Genomic DNA, 19,518 nt, shown 5'->3' on the forward strand with positions numbered 1-19,518 from the left:
TGTGCCCTCTCTCAACCGCCCGGGCCGCGCCGCGGCGGCCCTCTGCTCCGGCCAGCACCCTAACCTCAGCGCACGGGGGGAAGCTCAGGCGTCCGTGAAGGAGATCCGGACGAGCGCCCCCGCGGCCTCGCGGTCGAGCAGCACCGCGGAGGTGCAGCCGGGGGGCAGCAGGCCCTGTTCGGTGTCGCGGAGCAGCCGGGCCACAGCGTGCCGGTGGCGGGCGAAGGCGTAGCCGGAGACCCCGCGCCCGCGCTCGCGCTGCCCCTGCCGGGCCACCTCGGGCGTCACGTCGAGCAGGATCAGATGGAGGGTGCGGCCCCGGGCCACCGCGTGCCGGGCGAGCCAGCGGCGTACCCACGTCTGGGTGCCGCAGTCGTGGACGACGACGGACCGACCGGAGCGCAGGGCCTTGCGGAGGCCGAGGTAGTGCGCGGCCCGGACGAGGGGGCGGTAGAGGGCGTAGGGCAGTAACGCGGGGACGGCGGCGGCCCAGGCGTCACGGGTGTTCTGCGAGTCGATGGCCCGCCCCGGCGCGGCGCGCCGGATCAGGGTGGACTTGCCGCTGCCGGGGAGGCCGGAGACCACGACGACGTCACCGGCGGTGAGATCGAGACCGAACGGGGCGTGGCCGGGGCGCCCGCGCAGGTCGCGCACCTCCGGCGCACGGGTCTCCAGCAGTTCCCGCACGGGAGCGCCCCGCCGTGCGGGGATCGCGCCGCGCGCGGCCCCCGCGGCCGGTACCGACCGCTGCAACGTCATCGCCCATCCCCCTGCCGTCGGCTTTCGCACGTCTGCTCCGAAGTGTAAAGAAAAGGCAATGCGGCACAACCGGCCCCGGAGCCGTCGTCCGGATCATGCCGCGACCGCGCCCTTCACGTCTCCGGAAATCCGAGGGGAGACCGGCCCCCCACTTCCGCCCGATGCATGCGATGATGACCCCGCCAACTGCATACCGGCCGTTCGAATCCGCGCGGGAGAGTTCCGGCCACAGTGTGAGCCGGGCGCCGAAGGAGCAAGATCCTCCCTTGAATCTCTCAGGCCCCGTACCGCGTGGATGAGGCAGATCTGAAAAGCGAGTCGCCCTGCGGCTCCACCCAAGGTGCAAGCCGAGCCCTCTGGAACAGAGGCGCCCTGAAGGGGCATACCCCGTCAGGGGCTATCGGCGAACCTCTCAGGTTCCGATGACAGATGGGGAGGATTTTCCGTCCCGACGTCGTCATGCCCTGGAGCCACGCCCATGAGCACTCCCCCCCGTCTGACCGCCCTCGACGCGCTGCATCGCTCGCTCGGCGCCACCATGACCGACTTCGCGGGCTGGGACATGCCCCTGCGGTACGCCAGCGAGCGCGACGAGCACCACGCCGTGCGCACCCGGGCCGGCCTCTTCGACCTCTCCCACATGGGCGAGATCACCGTCACCGGACCCGGGGCCGCCGCCTTCCTGAGCTACGCGCTGGTGGGCAACATCGCCACCGTCGGCAACGGCCGGGCCCGCTACACGATGATCGTCCAGGAGGACGGCGGGATCGTCGACGACCTGATCGTCTACCGCCTGGGCGAGACCGAGTACATGGTGGTCGCCAACGCGGGCAACGCCCAGATCGTGCTCGACGCGCTGACCGAGCGCGTCGGCGGCTTCGACGCCGAGGTGCGTGACGACCGGGACGCGTACGCGCTGCTCGCGGTCCAGGGCCCCGAGTCGCCCGCGATCATGAAGGCCGTCACCGAGGCCGACCTGGATGGGCTGAAGTACTACGCGGGCCTGCCGGGCACGGTCGCCGGGGTCCCCGCGCTCATCGCCCGCACCGGGTACACCGGCGAGGACGGCTTCGAGCTGTTCGTCGCGCCCGAGCACGCCGAGCGGCTGTGGCAGGCGCTCACCGAGGCCGGCGCGCCGCACGGCCTGATCCCGTGCGGGCTCTCCTGCCGGGACACGCTGCGCCTGGAGGCGGGCATGCCGCTGTACGGGCACGAGCTGACGACCGCGCTGACCCCGTTCGACGCGGGGCTGGGCCGGGTCGTGAAGTTCGAGAAGGAGGGCGACTTCATCGGCCGCGAGGCACTGAAGGCCGCCGCCGAGCGCGCCGAGACCGCCCCGCCGCGCAAGCTGGTCGGCCTGATCGCCGAGGGCCGCCGCGTCCCGCGCGCCGGTTTCCCGGTCGTCGCGGACGGCAAGGTGATCGGTGAGGTCACCTCCGGCGCCCCCTCCCCCACCCTGGGCAAGCCGATCGCCATGGCGTACGTGGACGCGGCCTTCGCCGCGCCGGGCACCGAGGGCGTGGGCGTGGACATCCGGGGCACGCACGAGCCGTACGAGGTCGTCGCGCTGCCGTTCTACAAGCGCCAGAAGTGATATCCCGGAAGAACCGGTGACCGGGCGGCCGGCGGTCATCCGCGGCTTCCGGCCCTTCGCACCGCACGCAGGCGTCGCAGAAGTGACGTACCTCCGTCTCACACCGCAAGACCACCGTTCATCAGCACTCCCCCGCGTACAGGAGAATTCAGGTCATGAGCAACCCCCAGCAGCTGCGGTACAGCAAGGAGCACGAGTGGCTGTCGGCCCTCGAGGACGGCGTGGCCACCATCGGCATCACGGAGTACGCGGCCAACGCGCTCGGTGACGTCGTCTACGCCCAGCTCCCGGAGGTCGGTGACACGGTGACCGCGGGCGAGACCTGCGGCGAACTGGAGTCGACCAAGTCCGTCAGCGATCTGTACTCGCCGGTGACCGGTGAGGTGACGGCGGCCAACCAGGACGTCGTGGACGACCCCTCGCTGGTGAACTCCGCTCCCTTCGAGGGCGGCTGGCTGTTCAAGGTGCGCGTCGCGGAGGAGCCGGCCGATCTGCTCTCCGCCGACGAGTACACCGCGTTCTCCGGCAACTGAGACCTTAAGGGACCCCCTGATGTCGCTTCTGAACTCCTCCCTCCACGAGCTGGACCCGGACGTCGCCGCCGCCGTCGACGCCGAGCTCCACCGTCAGCAGTCCACCCTCGAAATGATCGCCTCGGAGAACTTCGCTCCGGTCGCCGTCATGGAGGCGCAGGGCTCCGTCCTCACCAACAAGTACGCCGAGGGCTACCCGGGCCGCCGCTACTACGGCGGCTGTGAGCACGTCGACGTCGTCGAGCAGATCGCGATCGACCGGATCAAGGCCCTGTTCGGCGCCGAGGCCGCGAACGTCCAGCCGCACTCCGGTGCGCAGGCGAACGCCGCCGCGATGTTCGCGCTGCTGAAGCCGGGCGACACGATCATGGGCCTGAACCTGGCCCACGGCGGTCACCTGACCCACGGCATGAAGATCAACTTCTCCGGCAAGCTCTACGACGTGGTCCCGTACCACGTCGACGAGACCGGCGTCGTGGACATGGAGGAGGTCGAGCGCCTCGCCAAGGAGTCCCGGCCGAAGCTGATCGTGGCCGGCTGGTCCGCCTACCCGCGCCAGCTGGACTTCGCCGCCTTCCGCCGGATCGCGGACGAGGTCGGCGCCTACCTCATGGTCGACATGGCGCACTTCGCGGGCCTGGTGGCGGCGGGTCTGCACCCCAACCCGGTGCCGCACGCCCACGTGGTCACCACCACCACGCACAAGACCCTCGGCGGTCCGCGCGGCGGCGTGATCCTCTCCACCCAGGAGCTGGCCAAGAAGATCAACTCGGCGGTCTTCCCGGGTCAGCAGGGCGGCCCGCTGGAGCACGTGATCGCGGCGAAGGCGGTCTCGTTCAAGGTCGCGGCGGGCGAGGAGTTCAAGGAGCGCCAGCAGCGCACCCTGGACGGCGCCCGGATCCTGGCCGAGCGCCTGGTCCAGCCGGACGTCACCGAGGTGGGCGTCTCCGTCCTCTCCGGCGGCACCGACGTGCACCTGGTCCTGGTCGACCTGCGCAACTCCGAGCTGGACGGCCAGCAGGCCGAGGACCGGCTCCACGAGCTGGGCATCACGGTCAACCGGAACGCCATCCCGAACGACCCGCGCCCCCCGATGGTCACCTCGGGCCTGCGGATCGGCACCCCGGCGCTCGCCACGCGCGGCTTCGGCGCCGAGGACTTCGCGGAGGTCGCGGAGATCATCGCCTCCGCCCTCAAGCCGTCGTACGACGCGGACGACCTCAAGGCCCGCGTCGCCGCGCTGGCCGAGAAGTTCCCGCTGTACCCCGGCCTGAAGTAGCACCTGGCCTGCGGTTCCGCGCATCCGGACGGGGCACCGCGCACACTGGAGAAAAGTGAGCGCGGTGCCCCGTTCCTTGCCCCCCGCCCATCCCTCTCGTCCCGCTTGCCCCGCTTGTCCCCGCACCACCCCGGCAGACAACGGCGTCTTCCCACCCCCCAAGGAGTCCTCCCGTGGCCATCTCGGTCTTCGACCTCTTCTCGGTCGGTATCGGCCCCTCCAGCTCCCACACGGTGGGCCCGATGCGGGCCGCCCGGATGTTCGCGCGCCGCCTGAAGAACGAGGGCCTGCTCGCGCACACCGCCTCGATACGGGCCGAGCTGTACGGCTCCCTCGGCGCGACCGGCCACGGGCACGGCACGCCCAAGGCGGTCCTGCTCGGCCTGGAGGGCGAGTCGCCGCAAACGGTCGACGTGGAGAGCGCCGACACCCGCGTGGAGGAGATCCGCTCCACCGGCCGGATCAACCTGCTGGGGATGCACGAGATCCCGTTCGCCTTCGACGACGACCTGGTCCTGCACCGCCGCAAGGCGCTCCCGTACCACGCCAACGGCATGACGGTCCTCGCGTACGACGCGGAGGGCGCCCCGGTCCTGGAGAAGACGTACTACTCGGTGGGCGGCGGCTTCGTCGTCGACGAGGACGCGGTGGCCGGCGAGAACCCGATCGTCCCGGACGACACGGCCCTCAAACACCCCTTCCGCACCGGCGACGAACTGCTGCGGCTCTCCCGTGAGACCGGCCTGTCGATCTCGTCGATGATGCTGGAGAACGAGCTGGCCTGGCGCACCGAGGCGGAGATCCGCGCCGGGCTGCTGGACATCTGGCGCGTCATGCAGGCCTGCGTCTCGCGCGGTATGTCACGCGAGGGCATCCTCCCCGGCGGTCTCAAGGTCCGCCGCCGCGCCGCGAACTCGGCCCGCCAGCTGCGCGCCGAGGGCGACCCGCAGGCCCACGCGATGGAGTGGATCACCCTCTACGCGATGGCGGTCAACGAGGAGAACGCGGCGGGCGGCCGCGTCGTCACCGCCCCCACGAACGGCGCGGCGGGCATCATCCCGGCCGTTCTGCACTACTACATGAACTTCGCGTCCCAGGGCTGCACCGAGGCGGAGAAGGAGGACAGCGTCGTCCGCTTCCTCCTCGCGGCGGGCGCGATCGGCCTGCTCTTCAAGGAGAACGCCTCGATCTCCGGCGCCGAGGTCGGCTGCCAGGGCGAGGTCGGCTCGGCCTGCTCGATGGCGGCCGGCGCCCTGGCCGAGGTCCTCGGCGGCTCCCCGGAGCAGGTGGAGAACGCCGCCGAGATCGGCATGGAACACAACCTGGGCCTGACCTGCGACCCGGTGGGCGGCCTGGTCCAGATCCCCTGCATCGAGCGCAACGGCATGGCGGCGGTGAAGGCGGTCACGGCGGCGCGGATGGCACTGCGGGGCGACGGCAGCCACAAGGTCTCCCTCGACAAGGTCATCAAGACCATGAAGGACACCGGGGCCGACATGAGCGTCAAGTACAAGGAGACGGCGCGGGGCGGGCTCGCGGTGAACATCATCGAGTGCTAGGGAACCAGGCCCTGACCAGCGCGTTCGTACCTTTCAGCGCTGTCAGGGCCTTCCCTGCTCACTCGGCGGAAAGTCCCTGAAACCTCCCTGGGACAGACGTGAAAGTCCCTGAAAAGTCCCTGGGAAATCTCTGCGGAAAGGGCTCTTGACCTGCAGGTTTGCGGTATGCGATCAACACCGGATGCGTCGCTCACCCACCACGGGATGTATCAAATCGATCCCCCGGGTCAACATGGGGGGTACCATTCGATACATGGATGCTGCGGAAAACTCGCGCCTGGAACAGCGGCTGGCCGGCCTGTCCCCCACATTCACGACGGCGCAGGCACGTCAGTCCCTGCTCTCGTCTCGCGATCTGGCGCACTTGGTCACGAGTGAGGAGATAGACGAGCTGTCCCGAGGGGTGTACAGGCGGACAGACGCCCCGGAGACCGCGCACGCGGATCTGCTGGCCGTGTGCGCACGGGCGCCTCGCGCCGTCGTGTGCGGTGAATCCGCCCTGGCCCTGCATGAGCTGATCGATGACATCCCCGCAGCAGTACACATCGCCGTGCCGCGCGGTACACGCCGCCCAACGATTTCCTACCCGCCGACCGTGGTGGCGCAGTACGCCGCTAAGACCTTCGACCTCGGCATCGAACGGTTCGAAGCAGCCCCGGGAGAGACCATCCCCATGTACAACGCAGCCCGCAGCGTCGTCGACGCGATGCGCCACCGCAATCGCCTCGGCGAGACCCTCGCCCTGTCCGCGCTCGGCCGCTACCTGCGCCTGAGCGGACGCGGCGGGATCGGTGAACTCCAGCATATCGCACGCGAGTTGGACGCTCTCTCCGTCGTCCGCCCCGCCGTAGAGGCGGTGCTCGCCTGATGGCCAACCCCACTCGCGACACCACCGCCGGCCGCGTCTACAACGACCTGCGCAACCTGGCCCGCCGCACCAGCCGGTCAACGGACGAGGTCATGGTCGAATACCTCCTCGAACGGTTCCTCTACCGGCTGGCCCAATCACCCCTGGGCCGGGAGCACTTCGTTCTCAAGGGCGGCCTGCTGCTCGCCCAGTTCGGCGCACGCCGAATGACCCGCGACATCGACATCCTCGGCCGCTCGTTCCCAGGCACAGAAACCGAGATCATCCACAGAATCGCGGCCATCGCCGCCACCGAGAGCGACGACGGAGTCGTGTTCGATCCCACAGCGCTCAAGACGGTTCCCATCCGCGAGGAGGACGAATACCACGGCCTACGCCTGTCCATGGCCGCCTCCATCGCCCGAGCACGACTCAAACTTCAACTGGACGTCAGCTTCGGCGACCCCGTCACGCCCGGCCCGCAGCTCATCGACTACTCACAACAACTCACGGAGGAAAGCTTCCAGATCTTCGGTTACCCACTGGCTACCGTCATCGCCGAGAAACTCTCCACCGCTGTCTCACTCGGCGACCTCAACACCCGCGACCGCGATTACGGTGACCTCTACCGCTTGCTCACCCTCAACGACCTGGACGGCCAAGAACTCACCACAGCACTGACCGCCACCGCCACACACCGCGGCATTCCCCTGAAACCCCTCAGCTCCACCATCACCGACCTCGGCGAGCGCCGCCAGACCTCCTACACCGCCTGGCGCCGCCGGCAAGGCCCCGCCGCAACCAGCTACCCCGAACGCTTCACGGACGTCGTCCGGCAGGTCATCGCCTTCGCAGACACACTCCTCAACGGCGACGCCGTCAACCTCACTTGGAGTGCGGCGACCCTCACGTGGTCACAAACCAGACCTGGCCGACCGACCAGGCCCTCGGGGTGAACCCGAGACCTACCGCATTACGAGTACGAGCGATCCCTGGGACCAACTCACCCTGCCACGCTGACCAGCCGGCGCGGTCCTGAACCGCTCCGGGTCTGATGGAGGCTCGATTCCCTGAGAGGATCGAGTCATGGCACGTCCGTCCCCTTACCCTCCCGAGCTTCGCGGGCGCGCGGTGCGCATGGTTGCGGAGATCCGCCCGAACTACCCCACCGAGTGGGCCGCGATGAAGGCGGTCGCGGCCAGGCTGGGGATCGGTGCCACCGAGACGATGAGGACCTGGGTCCGCAAGACCGAGGTCGACGCAGGCCAGCGGCCCGGAATCACGTCGGAAGAGGCCGCGGAGATCAAGCGGCTGCGGGCCGAGAACGCCGAACTGCGACGAGCGAACGAGATCCTGAAGGCGGCCTCGGCTTTCTTCGCGGCCGAGCTCGACCGGCCGTCGAAGCGCTCGTAGCGTTCATCGACGCACACCGCCAGGTGTTCGGGGTCGAGCCGGTCTGCCGAGTCCTGACCAGCCACGGACTGAAGATCGCGACGAGCACCTACTACGCCGCCAGGAACCGCACCCCCCACGACCGGTCGGTCCGCGACAGGGAGCTGAAGACGCAGATCAGCCGCGTCCACACCGACCATTTCGGCGTCTACGGGGTCCGGAAGGTCTGGCGTCAGCTGCACCGCGAGGGCATACCGGTGGCCCGCTGCACCGTCGCCCGACTGATGCGCGACCTCGGCCTAGAAGGCGCCCGGCGCGCGAAGGAGATCCGCACCACCGTCCGGGACGATGGCCATGAGCGGTCCACTGACCTGCTGCAACGCGACGCCACCGCGTCCAGGCCGAACGAGCGGTGGGTGGCTGACTTCACCTATGTCGCCACCTGGTCGGGAATCGTCTACATCGCGTTCGTCGTGGACGTCCTCTCCCGGGCGATCGTGGGCTGGTCCGCCGCCACCAGCAAGCGGGCCAAGCTCGTCCTCGACGCACTCGACATGGCCTCGTGGCGTCGCGATCGCGCCGGAACTCCCGCTGGCCCGGGGCTGGTTCATCATTCGGACGCGGGCAGTCAGTACACGTCTTTCGCGTTCACCGCGCACCTGATCGAGGCCGGCATCGACGCCTCGATCGGCACCGTCGGCGACGCCTTGGACAACGCGCTCATGGAATCCCAGATCGGCCTCTACAAGACGGAGTTGATCAAGCCGCGCAGGCCCTGGCACGGCCTGGCCGACGTTGAACTCGCCACCACGGAACGGGTCGACTGGTTCAACAACCAGCGCCTCCACACAGCGATCGGCGACATCCCGCCCCACGAGCACGAGACCAACCACTACGCTCAACACCAGCCCCAACCGGCGGCTGGAGTCAACGCATGAGCCTCCACCGATCCCGGAGCGGTTCACTGCCGTGACTCAAGGCAAGCCTGGGCATGCCAAAACTACAGGTCATCCCCATGATCAACAGTCGTCCACATATACGTGAAGTACAAGGAGACGGCCCGGGGCGGGCTCGCGGTGAACATCATCGAGTGCTGAGCCGGCGGCCCCCTGCGGTACGGCCGTGTACCGGGCGACACGGCCGCGCCTCGGGTCGCATGGATGCCTCGGGTCGTATTGATTACGTATCCGTGGATGCGCCTCCTCGGATATCCGCAGGCACGGCCGTGGCATAGCTTCGGGCCGCGGTGACCGGGCTTGCGGGCGGCACCTGCGCGCGTCGTCCTTCGGGGTCCCAGCCGGAAGGGCCCTGCGCCCTGCGGGTCAGCAGCCGGCACGGGCGTGCTCCGCTGCGCGCCGTTCCGCCGGAGGGCCTTCCGTACGCCCGGGCATCCGCATCCCCCCGTGTGCGCGGAGCGTGAGCGCGGGCGACCGCCCGTGAAGAGGTGCGTCCGTTGTCGTTCGCCGAGAATGGGCCTGGGCATCAGTGTGCTGGGCCCGGGCACGCGACGACGGAGAGCGAGGGTGGCGACGTGAGCGCGACGTGTGGTTCTGCCCGGCGGTCCCTCGCCCGCGCTTTCGCCGCCCCGGGCGCCGCGCCGGTGCTGCTGTTCGTCGAGGGCGCCGCGGGGCTGGGCAAGACACATCTGCTGCGCGAGCTGGCCGGCCTGCCCGAGGCGCCGGACGCGGCCCGCGTGTGGTGGCGGTGCGGGGCCGACGACGGGCCGCCGCAGGAGGCTGAGGACCGGCGGGAGCCGGTCCTGTTGCTGGTGGACGACGTCCACCGGGCGGACGAGGACGAGCTGCGGCGGTTGCGCCGGGTGCTGGCGGGGCTGGAGCCGGGGTCGGCGGCCGCGGTGACCTATCGCCCCGAGGAACTCCCCGTCCCCGGCATGCCGTTGGGCGGCTCCGCCATGGCGTATCCCTTCCGGCTGACGGTCCTCGGGGACCGTCTGGCGCCCTGGAGCGAGGAGCGTGTCCGCCGGGCCGCGGCGGAGGTGCTGGGCGAGAGCTGCACGGCCGGGGCCGTGAGCGCGCTGCACGGGCGCACCGGCGGAGTTCCCCGGGCGGTCGTCGATCTGCTGGCCGTGCTGCGGGACCAGCGGCCGGCGTTCACCGGCACCGCCGCCGAGGTGGCCGCGGCCGGCGTCCCGGCCCGCCTGGCGGAGCTGGTGCTCAGCCGTACCTACGCGTTGTCCTCGGCGCACCGCCCGCTGGTCTGGGCGGCCGCCGTCCTGGACGGGCCCGCCGCCCGGGACGAACTGATCGCGGTCTCGGGGCTCGGGACCGGACCGGGGAGCCACGCGCTGCTGCGGGCCCTGGAGAGCGCGGCCCTGGCGGAGCTGGGCGAGGGGCGTTACGGCTTCGCCGTCCCGCTGTCCGCCGCCGCCGTGCACCCGACGGTCCCCGGCCCCGTACGGCAGGACCTGCACCGGCGGGCGGCCGGGGTGCTCAGTCGCAGGCAGCCCGTGCCGTGGGCCGCCGTGGGCGCGCACCACCGGGCGGCCGGCGAGTACCGCGGCTGGCTCCGGGCGGTGGAGAAGGCGGCGGAGTCGGCGGCGGTTTCCGGCCGGCACCAGGAGGCGATCGCTCTGCTGGAGCGGACACTCGCCACCCCGGGCATCCCTCCGCAGGCCCGCGCCCGGCTGGCGCCGCTGCTCGCCCGCAACGCGGTGACCGGGCTGCGCTCGGACCAGACCGTGGAGGTGCTCGCGCAGATCGTGCGGGACGCGGATCTCCCCCCGGCGGTACGGGGGGAACTGCGGCTCGACCTGGGGCTGATGCTCTGCAACCAGATGGGCCGGTTCGCCGAGGGCTGGCGGGTCCTGGAGGTCGCCGCCGCCGAGCTGCGGGCGGTGCGGTCCGTGCTGGCCGCCCGTGCCATGGCGGCCCTGGTCACCCCCTACTGGCCGGGCGCTTCCCTCGACGTCCACCGGGGCTGGCTGATCAAGGCGACGGCCGCCGCGGACGACAGCGGGGACGACGCCATGCGGACGGCGGTCCTGGCCAACCATGTGGGTCTCGCCATGAGTTGGGCCGACCCCGAGGCCTGGGACCTGGTGGAGCGGCTGCCCGTGCGGAGCACGGACCCCGCCTGCGCCCGGCAGGCGGCCCGCGGCCTGTGCAACGCCGCGGACTCCGCCGTCTGGCTCGGCTTCTACCGGCGCGTGGACGGCCTGCTCGCCGAGGGGCGCGAGCTGGCCACGCGCAGCGGCGCCCCGTACACGGAGCACAGCGCCTCGGGGACGCGGCTGCTCCAGGAGTGGTGGACCGGCCAGTGGCTGGGCCTGGCCAAGCGGTGCGAGGACTTCGTCGCCGACACCGCGGACATGCCGTTCCTCGCCTCCGACGCCTGCGTCGTACGGGGCCTGCTCGCCGTCGCCCAGGGGGACTGGGGCGAGGCCCGGGACTGGCTGTCCCAGCGTGGAACGTTCGGTACGGAGAACCTCCCGGTGCCGCTGGGCGCGACGGCGGCCGGCGCCGTGATCCGCCTGACACTGGCCCGCCAGGAGGTGGCTGACGCGGCGGATCAGGCGCGGGCGGCGTGGACGGTGGTGGCCGAGAAGGGGGTGTGGCCCTGGGCGGCGGAGCTCGCGCCGTGGGCCGTGGAGGCTCTGGCGCGGGCGGGCGACAGGGCCACGGCGCACGCCATGGTCCGCGACTTCGCCCAGGGCCTCGGCGCGGCGGACGCGCCCGCCGCGAGGGCGGCGCTGACCTGGAGCCGGGCCGTACTCGCCGAGAGCGAGGCGCTGGCCGAGGGGCGGCCGGACGGTCTGCTGGCAGCCGCGGAGGCGTACCGGAAGGCGGCGGCGGCCTACGGGGAGCTTCCGCGCCCCTACAGCCAGGCGCTGACCACCGAGGGCGCGGGGCGATGCGTCCTGGCGGCGGACGCGGCGGGCGGGGCGCGTGCGGCGGGGGTGGGCTGCCCGGACTACGCGGAGGACGGGGCGGGCCGAACGGGGCGGGCGGCCCGGCCGCCGGGGCCCGGACGCCGGGGCCCGGACGCCGGGGCCGTGCGGGCGAGGAACGCCCCGGCCGGACCGGACCGGCGGACCCGGCGGGCCCGCAAGACTCGACGGGACCGGAAGACCCGGTGCACCCGGCGGACCAAGCGGACGCGGCGCACCCGGCGGCCTCGGCACACCCGGCGGACCCGGCGCACGCTGGGCGCCCGGAGCACCCTGGGGGCTCGGCGCACCCGGGCGACCCGACCATCCCGGAGCCGCCGGGAGACCCGGCAGCCTCAGCGCACCCGGCAGACCTGGCGCATCCCGGGAACCCGGCAGCCCCTGGGGACCCGGCAGCCTCAGCCCACCCCACACACCCGGCGCGCACCTCGGCCCCGGCACCTCCCAGGGACCCGGATGGCCCCGCAGCCCCCGCGGCCCCCGCGTCCGACCGCGCCGCCACCGCCTCGGCCATCGCCGCACTGGAGTCCTGCGCCCAGCGCTTCACCGAACTCGGCGCCGTCTGGGACGCGACGCGGGCCCGGGCCCTGCTGCGCACCCGGCAGCCGGCCAGGAAGGGCCGCCCTCCCGGACGCCCGTCGCACTCCGACCAGCTGTCCCCGCGGGAGGCGGAAGTCGCCCAGCTCGCGTCCTCCGGTCTGACCAACCGGGAGATCGCCGCGACCCTGCATCTCTCTCCGCGGACCGTGGAGCAGCACATCGCCGGTGCCATGCGAAAGACCGGCGCGCTCTCCCGGCGCGACCTCCCGCACCAGCTCTGAGACCACCGGGTTCGGGGCCACCGGGTTCGAGGCCACCGGCTCCGAGATCACCAGACCTGAGGTCACCGGACCTGACGTCACCGGACCTGACGTCACCGGCTCCGAGGCCACGGGCCATCACGTCTCGGCCCTGACGTCACCGGCCCCGAGGCCACGGGCCCCACATCCCGGCCCTGACGTCACCGGCCCCGGGCCCCGCCGTTCCGGGCTCACCGGCTCCGAGGTTCGTCCAGGGGCAGAAAGGACCTGGCGGTCCGGAAGCTCCGGTCGTGCTCCCAGACGGCCACCGTCGCCGCCGCCCAGTCGAACACCCAGCCGGAACGCACCCCGCGCGCTCCCCAGCCGTCCGGGCGCCTGCGCGGGATGGCGAAGCCGGCCTTCTGTGCGGCGACCGCCGCGTCGCAGGCCTCGCGTGCGATGCGCAGGGCGTCCGACTCGGTCTCCGCGCACCCGGTGAAGACGTGCAGGCCGCACCGCTCGGGCTGCACGGCGTTCCGGGTGGGGACATTGACCTGGAAGTAGAGCTCGGCCATGACGCCATCTCCTCGGTGTCGCGGTCTCCCCAACGTACGATGCGCGCCCGGCCCGCAATATCCGGAATGACCTGATCACCTATACGTATCCCGTGCGCCGTCCGTACGTGTCCCGGCGCACCGAAGACGAACCCGCGCACGACGGACGAACCCCGCGCTCCACGGGCGGACCCGGCCGCGCTCACCCCGTACCCCGGCCGGCCGGAGCCCGGCGGCGCGCGGGCGGTGTGTCGGCCGCCTCCGCCCCGACGGCACCCGTCCCGCGGCGGACAGGTCCGGACAGGTCCCGGCGCACAGCGCGTATCCGTGATTCACGCCCACGGATAAAAACGCGCACGCTGCGTCACTAGGTTCCCCCACCGACGCACTGTCGCCATGCCCATGAACAAGGGAAGCATGAGCACCTCCATGACCTTCATCCGCCCCGGAATCGTGGCGGGATTTCTCGCCCTTCTGCTCACCGGTGGCTGCCAGTTACCCCCCACCGATTCCGCGGACGAAAAGCCCATCACCATCGGCACGTCGAGTGTTCTGGCGGGACTGGACCCCGCCGGGGTGTACGACGCCGGTTCCTGGGCGGTCTTCACCAACATCTACCAGAACCTGCTCACCTTCGAGCCGGGGTCCCCCACCCCGAAACCCGACGCCGCCGAGTCCTGTGAATTCACCTCCCCCGCACTCACCACGTACCGGTGCGAACTCCGTGACGGCCTCACGTTCTCCAACGGGAACGCCCTCACGGCGGCCGCGGTGAAGCATTCGTTCGAACGCATTCTGCGGATTCGCGATCCGCTCGGGCCGGGGCCGTTGTTCGCGAACCTCGTTTCCGTGGAAGCCCGGGGCTCTCTCGTGACGTTCCATCTCGCGACGGCGGACGCCACCTGGCCGTCGAAAATCGCGACGGGGGCAGGGTCCGTCGTGGACCCGGCGGAGTTCCCGGCGGACCGGCTGCGCAAGGAGAAGAGCGCCTCGGGGTCGGGGCCCTACGTCATCGCCTCCTACACGGCCGAGAAGTCCATCACCCTGCGACCCAACGCCGCGTACAAGGGCGCCGTGACCCAACAGGGGGTCGCGATCGAGCTCCGCTACTTCGAGACGTCGCAGGACGTCGAGAAGGCGTGGAACGCCCGGGAGGTCGACATCGCCTACGCGGGACTCCCGGCCGCCACACTCGCCGGGATCGACCCCAGCGACACGGACGTACGCCTCTTCGCCGGGGACAGCGCCGAGGCCCACTACCTCGTACTGAACATGCGCTCCCCGCGCAGACCGCTGCGGCACGCCGAGGCCCGCAGGGCCCTGGCCTCGCTCGTCGACCGCGGGCACCTGGCGGGCGAGGTGTTCGACCACACCGTGACGCCGCTGTACTCGCTCGTCCCGCAAGGCGTCGTCGGGCACAGCACGGCCTTCTTCGACCGCTACCCGGAGGTGGACGCCGCGTACGCGGCCCGGCTTCTGCGGTCGGCCGGAATCCCCACTCCGGTACGCATCAGGCTCGGCCACCAGAACGGTATCGCCGCCGTCGAGGCGCGCGCGCTGAAGGAACAGTGGGAGAGGGACGGTCTGTTCCGGGTCCAGCTGGCCGAGGAGCGCGACTTCACCACGTACCAGAGGCGCAGCCTGGAGGGGGAGTTCGACGTCCACCTCTACCAGTGGATACCGGACTTCCCCGACGCCGACACGTTCGTCCAGCCGTTGGTGGGGACCGGCAACGTCCTCGGCAACGGCTACACATCGGCCGAGGTCGACCACGCCATCCGGGACACCCAGCGGTTCACCGATCGCAGCAAGGCCATCCGGCGGTTCCGGGCGGTCCAGGACACGATCGCGAAGGACGCCCCGCTGATTCCCGTCTGGCACAGACAGCGCCACGTCGTGACGCGCTCCACCGTCCTGGGCGGACACCTCCTCGCCGAGGACGCCGTCTGGCGACTGTGGGAACTGCACCGGCTCTGAAGCGCTTTGAGCCCTCGCATCTCCCCCATCGAATTATCTGCGTATCCGTGAATGCGCCGCTCCGGGTATCCCGGCACCCCCCAGGCATCAATAGTTCGGGGCGCGGCGAGTGGTGAACTCTCCGTCGGCCGGGGCCCGGCGCTTCACCCCCCATACGGGTCTTCGGCTGTCATCCGGAAGGAATCAGCGTGCGCAACACTCGTCAGTACAGCCTTGCCGCCGCGGGCGCCCTGCTCTCGGCCGCCGCGGTCCTGGGAACCCAGAGCACGGCCCAGGCGCAGGACGCGGCAACCACCCCCCGCTACCAGCCCGAGATGGTCCGGGCGTTGGCCGATTCGCTCGGTGTGAGCGAGAAGGCCGCGGTCGACCGGCTGGACCGGCAGGACGCCCAGCAGGCCAAGCTCGCCGCTCTGCAGAAGCGCGGCATATCCGGTGACGGGGCGTTCTTCGACGCCTCGGGCCGGCTGACCGTCAACGCGGACGACCAGGCCGAGGCAGCCCGGATCGAGCAGGCCGGCCTCGACGCCCGCGTCCCCGCCCGGGGTCAGGCCGCACTCGACCGGATCAAGGCCCAGCTGGACCGCCTCGCCGCCGGGAAGACCCCCTCCGGTGTGGTCGCCTGGTCCGTGGACCTGCCCGCCGACCAGGTGACCGTCAAGGTCAACAACGAGCGGGGAGCCGCGGCCAAGGCGTTCCTCGCCAAGGCCGCCGAGCACGGCTCCGCCGTCCGGATCGTGCGCGGCCAGGAGAAGCTGGAGGCCAAGGCCGCGATCTACCCCGGCAGCAAGATGACGTTCAACGACACGAGCCAGTGGTGCTCCGTGGGCTACGGCGCCCGTGACAGCTCCGGCAGGCAGTACCTGGTGACCGCCGGCCACTGCGTCACGAACACCCTGCGCTACGACGGCGCGGCGTTCGCCCAGGGCTACAAGACCCGGTACGCGCTCGGGACCCGCAGTGTCGACATGGGCATCCTGACCATCAACTCCGGCCACTCGATCACCACCAGCGTGGGCACCTGGGGGAACAGCAGCCCGATCGCCGTCCGCGGCGGCACCCGCGCCTCGTCCGGCGCCGCGGTCTGCAAGTCCGGTGCCACCACCGGCTGGACCTGCGGCACGATCGGCTCGTACAACAACACCGTCACCTACATCGACCGCAACGGCGGGCCCGACACGGTCGTCAGCGGTCTGGCGACCTCCAGTGTCTGCGTCGAGGGCGGCGACAGCGGCGGTGCGTACATCTCCGGCAACCAGGCCCAGGGCATGACCTCCGGCGGGCCGACCAACCAGCAGTGCACCGGCGGGGTCAACTCGCGCGGCTCCTCCTACTTCCAGCCGCTCGACGACGCCCTCCGCTACTACGGGCTGACGCTCAACACCAACTAGGCGTCAGCGAGGGGGCACGACCCTCACAGGACCGGCCGGGGGCCGCTCGCGAGACCGGCGAGCGGCCCCCGGTCGTACGCCACAGAGCACCTGCCAACAGTTCATTCTGGGACAAAACACCCGACCTGTTGCTAGCTTTCCCTGGTTGGCCGATGACCGCATCGACGAGGGAAACCATGAGCCATCCCGAGGCCCCGCCCCGACCGGCCGCCAAACTGACACTCCCGACCCTGACCGCGATGGTGGTCGGCTCGATGGTCGGGGCCGGCGTCTTCTCGCTGCCGAGCCGGTTCGCGCAGGAGACCGGGGTCGCGGGGGCCCTGATCGCCTGGTCGGTCGCCGGGACGGGCATGCTGATGCTCGCCTTCGTCTTCCAGGCTCTCGCCGTGCGGCGTCCGGACCTGGACGCCGGGGTCTACGCGTACGCGAAGGCCGGGTTCGGGGAGTACCTCGGCTTCTTCTCCGCCTTCGGCTACTGGGCCAGCGCCTGCGTCGGCAACGTCACCTACTGGGTGCTCATCATGTCGACGGTCGGCGCGGTGGCGCCCGTGCTGGGCGACGGTGACACGCTGACGGCCGTGATCGTCTCCTCGGTGGGGCTGTGGGGGTTCTTCCTGCTGATCCGGCGGGGCGTGAAGGAGGCGGCGGCGATCAACCGGATCGTCACCGTCGCGAAGATCGTGCCGATCCTCTTCTTCGTCGTCCTGGCGCTCTTCTACTTCGAACCGTCCGTCTTCGCCGACAACTTCAGCGGGACCGACGAGGCCGGCACCCTGTTCGACCAGGTCCGCGGGACGATGCTCGCCACCGTGTTCGTCTTCCTCGGTGTCGAGGGCGCCAGCGTCTATTCGCGGCACGCCAAACGCCGCGAGGACGTCGGCCGGGCCACCGTCCTGGGCTTCCTCAGCGTGTTCGCGGTCTTCGCCTCCGTCACGATCGTGAGTTACGGGCTGCTGCCGATGGCCGAGATCGCGGAGCTGCGGCAGCCGTCGATGGCCGAGGTGCTGGAGTCGGCGGTCGGGACGTGGGGGAACGTCTTCATCAGCGTCGGCCTCGTCGTCTCCGTGCTCGGCGCCTATCTGGCCTGGACCCTGATGGCCGCCGAGGTCCTCTTCGTCGCCGCCAAGGACAAGGACATGCCGCGCTTCCTCGGGCAGTCGACCGCGGCCGACGTACCGGAGAACGCGCTGTTCCTGACCACGTGCCTGAGCCAGATCGTGCTCGTCGTGACGCTCTTCTCCGAGGACGCGTTCACCTTCGCCCTCGATCTGACCAGCGCGCTCAGCCTGATCCCGTTCCTGCTGGCGGCCGGCTTCGCGGTGAAGGTCGCGGCCCGGCCGGAGCGCTGGGGCGCGGTGGGCCGCTCCCCCCGGCGTGAGCTGGTCGTCGCCGCCGTGGCGACGCTCTACACCGCGTTCCTGCTGTACGCGGCCGGGCCGAAGTTCGTCCTCGTCTCCTTCATCCTCTACGCCCCGGCGACCTTCCTCTTCGTCAAGTCGCGCAGGGAGCAGGGGCGCAGGCTCTTCTCCCCCGGCGAGGCGGTGCTCTGCGCGGTGTCGGTGGCCGGGGCGGCCGTCGGCATCGCGGCGCTGGCCCTCGGCTGGATCGAGCTGTGAGCTCCGGCCCCGTACGGACAGAACGTCCCCCTTCCCTCCAGTGAAAGGCCCCTCGTGAGCAGCACCGGTCCCGCCTCCGTCCTCGGCGTCCACTCCGAAGTGGGCAGGCTGCGCAAGGTCCTGGTCTGCGCCCCCGGCATGGCGCACCGCCGGCTGACGCCGACCAACTCCGACGATCTGCTGTTCGACGACGTGATGTGGGTGGAGAACGCCCAGCGGGACCACGCCGACTTCGTCGCCCAGCTCACCGAACGGGGGGTGGAGGTCGTCGAACTGCACGCGCTGCTCGCCGCCACCATGGAGATCCCGGAGGCCAGGTCCTGGCTGCTCGACCGGAAGATCGACGCCAACGAGGTGGGCCTGGGCCTGGTCGACGACACCCGCGCCTTCCTCGACTCCCTGACGGCACGCAGGCTGTCCGACCACCTCATCGGCGGTCTGGCCATCGCGGACCTCCCGGAGGAGTTCCGTTCGGCGTACGTGGGCCTGGCCCGGGAGGGCACGGGGGCGCGGGAGTACCTGATGCCGCCACTGCCCAACACCCTCTACACCCGGGACACCACCTGCTGGCTCTACGGCGGGGTGACCCTGAACCCGCTGTACTGGCCCGCCCGGCACGACGAGACCCTGCTGATGAAGGCGGTCTACACCTTCCACCCCGACTTCCGGGGCTCCACGATCTGGTGGGGCGACCCGGAGCAGGACTGGGGCCGGGCCACGTTCGAGGGCGGGGACATCATGCCGGTCGGCAACGGTGTCGTCCTCATGGGGATGAGCGAGCGGACCTCCCGGCAGGCGATCACCCAGGTCGCCGCCGCGCTGTTCGCGCAGGGAGCGGCCGAGCACGTCGTCGTCGCCGGCCTGCCGAAGCTGCGATCGGCGATGCACCTCGACACGGTGTTCACCTTCGCGGACCGGGACATCGTCACGCTGTACCCGCGGATCATGGACGACGTCCACACCTTCTCGCTGCGCCCGTCGGACCGGGCGCCCGGGATCGAGATCACCGACGAGGGCGGCACGCCGTTCACGGAGGTCGTGGCCCGCGCCCTGGGCCTGCCCCAGCTGCGGGTGATCGAGACGGGCGGGGACGTCTACGCCTCGGAACGCCAGCAGTGGGACAGCGGCAACAACGCGGTGGCCCTGGAGCCCGGAGTGGTCTTCACGTACGACCGCAACACCCAGACCAACGCCCTGCTGCGGCGGGCCGGGGTGGAGGTCATCACGATCGTCGGCGCGGAGCTGGGGCGGGGCCGGGGCGGCGGGCACTGCATGACCTGCCCGCTGATCCGCGACGCGGTCGCGTTCTGACGGCGTTCGGGCCCGTGCGGGAC

At 71.2% G+C, this 19,518-nt stretch carries 15 protein-coding genes and 1 riboswitch; of the genes, 13 read left to right on the forward strand and 2 right to left on the reverse strand.

Annotated elements, in window-relative coordinates; translation table 11 throughout:
* Positions 1 to 84: 84 nt before the first annotated feature.
* The gene (locus KME66_RS08205; protein ID WP_073214200.1) at positions 85 to 759 is read right to left on the reverse strand and encodes an AAA family ATPase; all 675 of its coding nucleotides are present in this window, start codon (positions 757 to 759) and stop codon (positions 85 to 87) included.
* Positions 760 to 961: 202 nt separating this feature from the next.
* Positions 962 to 1,059: riboswitch (glycine riboswitch) on the forward strand.
* Between the two features lie 178 nt (positions 1,060 to 1,237).
* On the opposite strand from KME66_RS08205, the gene gcvT reads away from it, so the two are divergent.
* From gcvT to KME66_RS33850, 9 genes are all read left to right on the forward strand, one after another.
* Entirely contained in the window at positions 1,238 to 2,353 is a 1,116-nt protein-coding gene (gene gcvT / locus KME66_RS08210) for a glycine cleavage system aminomethyltransferase GcvT (RefSeq protein WP_073214203.1), read from the forward strand.
* 155 nt (positions 2,354 to 2,508) lie between these two features.
* On the forward strand, positions 2,509 to 2,886 hold the full coding sequence (gcvH, locus tag KME66_RS08215) for a glycine cleavage system protein GcvH (RefSeq protein ID WP_010060008.1): 378 nt from the start codon (positions 2,509 to 2,511) through the stop codon (positions 2,884 to 2,886).
* Positions 2,887 to 2,905: 19 nt separating this feature from the next.
* Positions 2,906 to 4,165 (forward strand): serine hydroxymethyltransferase, encoded by a 1,260-nt coding sequence (gene glyA / locus KME66_RS08220; protein WP_073214207.1) that lies wholly within the window; start codon positions 2,906 to 2,908, stop codon positions 4,163 to 4,165.
* 173 nt (positions 4,166 to 4,338) lie between these two features.
* Entirely contained in the window at positions 4,339 to 5,724 is a 1,386-nt protein-coding gene (locus KME66_RS08225) for an L-serine ammonia-lyase (RefSeq protein WP_073214209.1), read from the forward strand.
* 253 nt (positions 5,725 to 5,977) lie between these two features.
* Positions 5,978 to 6,592, forward strand: a complete 615-nt coding sequence (locus KME66_RS08230) for a hypothetical protein (RefSeq protein ID WP_216320576.1) — start codon at positions 5,978 to 5,980, stop codon at positions 6,590 to 6,592.
* Positions 6,592 to 7,527 (forward strand): nucleotidyl transferase AbiEii/AbiGii toxin family protein, encoded by a 936-nt coding sequence (locus tag KME66_RS08235; protein ID WP_216320579.1) that lies wholly within the window; start codon positions 6,592 to 6,594, stop codon positions 7,525 to 7,527. Before KME66_RS08230 ends, KME66_RS08235 begins: the two co-directional genes overlap by 1 nt.
* A gap of 130 nt (positions 7,528 to 7,657) precedes the next feature.
* Positions 7,658 to 8,901, forward strand: a protein-coding gene (locus KME66_RS08240; RefSeq protein WP_216320582.1) for an IS3 family transposase whose coding sequence is annotated in 2 segments (ribosomal slippage) — positions 7,658 to 7,940 and positions 7,940 to 8,901 — 1,245 coding nt in all. Because the reading frame shifts where the segments join, the coding sequence is not laid out codon by codon here.
* 593 nt (positions 8,902 to 9,494) lie between these two features.
* Positions 9,495 to 12,572, forward strand: a complete 3,078-nt coding sequence (locus tag KME66_RS08245) for a helix-turn-helix transcriptional regulator (RefSeq protein ID WP_253208258.1) — start codon at positions 9,495 to 9,497, stop codon at positions 12,570 to 12,572.
* A complete protein-coding gene (locus KME66_RS33850; RefSeq protein ID WP_253208570.1) occupies positions 12,569 to 12,691 on the forward strand; it encodes a helix-turn-helix transcriptional regulator in 123 nt (40 codons plus the stop codon). The genes KME66_RS08245 and KME66_RS33850 overlap by 4 nt, the downstream gene beginning before the upstream one ends.
* 209 nt (positions 12,692 to 12,900) lie before the next feature.
* On the opposite strand, the gene KME66_RS08255 is transcribed toward KME66_RS33850, so the two are convergent.
* Positions 12,901 to 13,224, reverse strand: a complete 324-nt coding sequence (locus KME66_RS08255; protein ID WP_216320585.1) for a hypothetical protein — start codon at positions 13,222 to 13,224, stop codon at positions 12,901 to 12,903.
* Between the two features lie 396 nt (positions 13,225 to 13,620).
* Here KME66_RS08255 and KME66_RS08260 point away from each other — a divergent pair, with 396 nt between their 5' ends.
* From KME66_RS08260 to KME66_RS08275, 4 genes are all read left to right on the forward strand, one after another.
* The gene (locus tag KME66_RS08260) at positions 13,621 to 15,180 is read left to right on the forward strand and encodes an ABC transporter substrate-binding protein (protein ID WP_253208259.1); all 1,560 of its coding nucleotides are present in this window, start codon (positions 13,621 to 13,623) and stop codon (positions 15,178 to 15,180) included.
* Between the two features lie 188 nt (positions 15,181 to 15,368).
* Complete coding sequence (locus KME66_RS08265) at positions 15,369 to 16,568, forward strand: S1 family peptidase (protein ID WP_216320591.1); 1,200 nt, start codon at positions 15,369 to 15,371, stop codon at positions 16,566 to 16,568.
* A 176-nt stretch (positions 16,569 to 16,744) separates the two neighbouring features.
* Positions 16,745 to 18,184, forward strand: coding sequence for a basic amino acid/polyamine antiporter (locus KME66_RS08270; protein WP_178378888.1), 1,440 nt, complete (start codon positions 16,745 to 16,747; stop codon positions 18,182 to 18,184).
* Positions 18,185 to 18,238: 54 nt separating this feature from the next.
* Positions 18,239 to 19,495, forward strand: a complete 1,257-nt coding sequence (locus tag KME66_RS08275) for an arginine deiminase (RefSeq protein ID WP_073214219.1) — start codon at positions 18,239 to 18,241, stop codon at positions 19,493 to 19,495.
* Positions 19,496 to 19,518 lie beyond the last annotated feature (23 nt).

It is taken from the genome of Streptomyces sp. YPW6, from assembly GCF_018866325.1.
Taxonomy (GTDB): Bacteria; Actinomycetota; Actinomycetes; order Streptomycetales; family Streptomycetaceae; genus Streptomyces.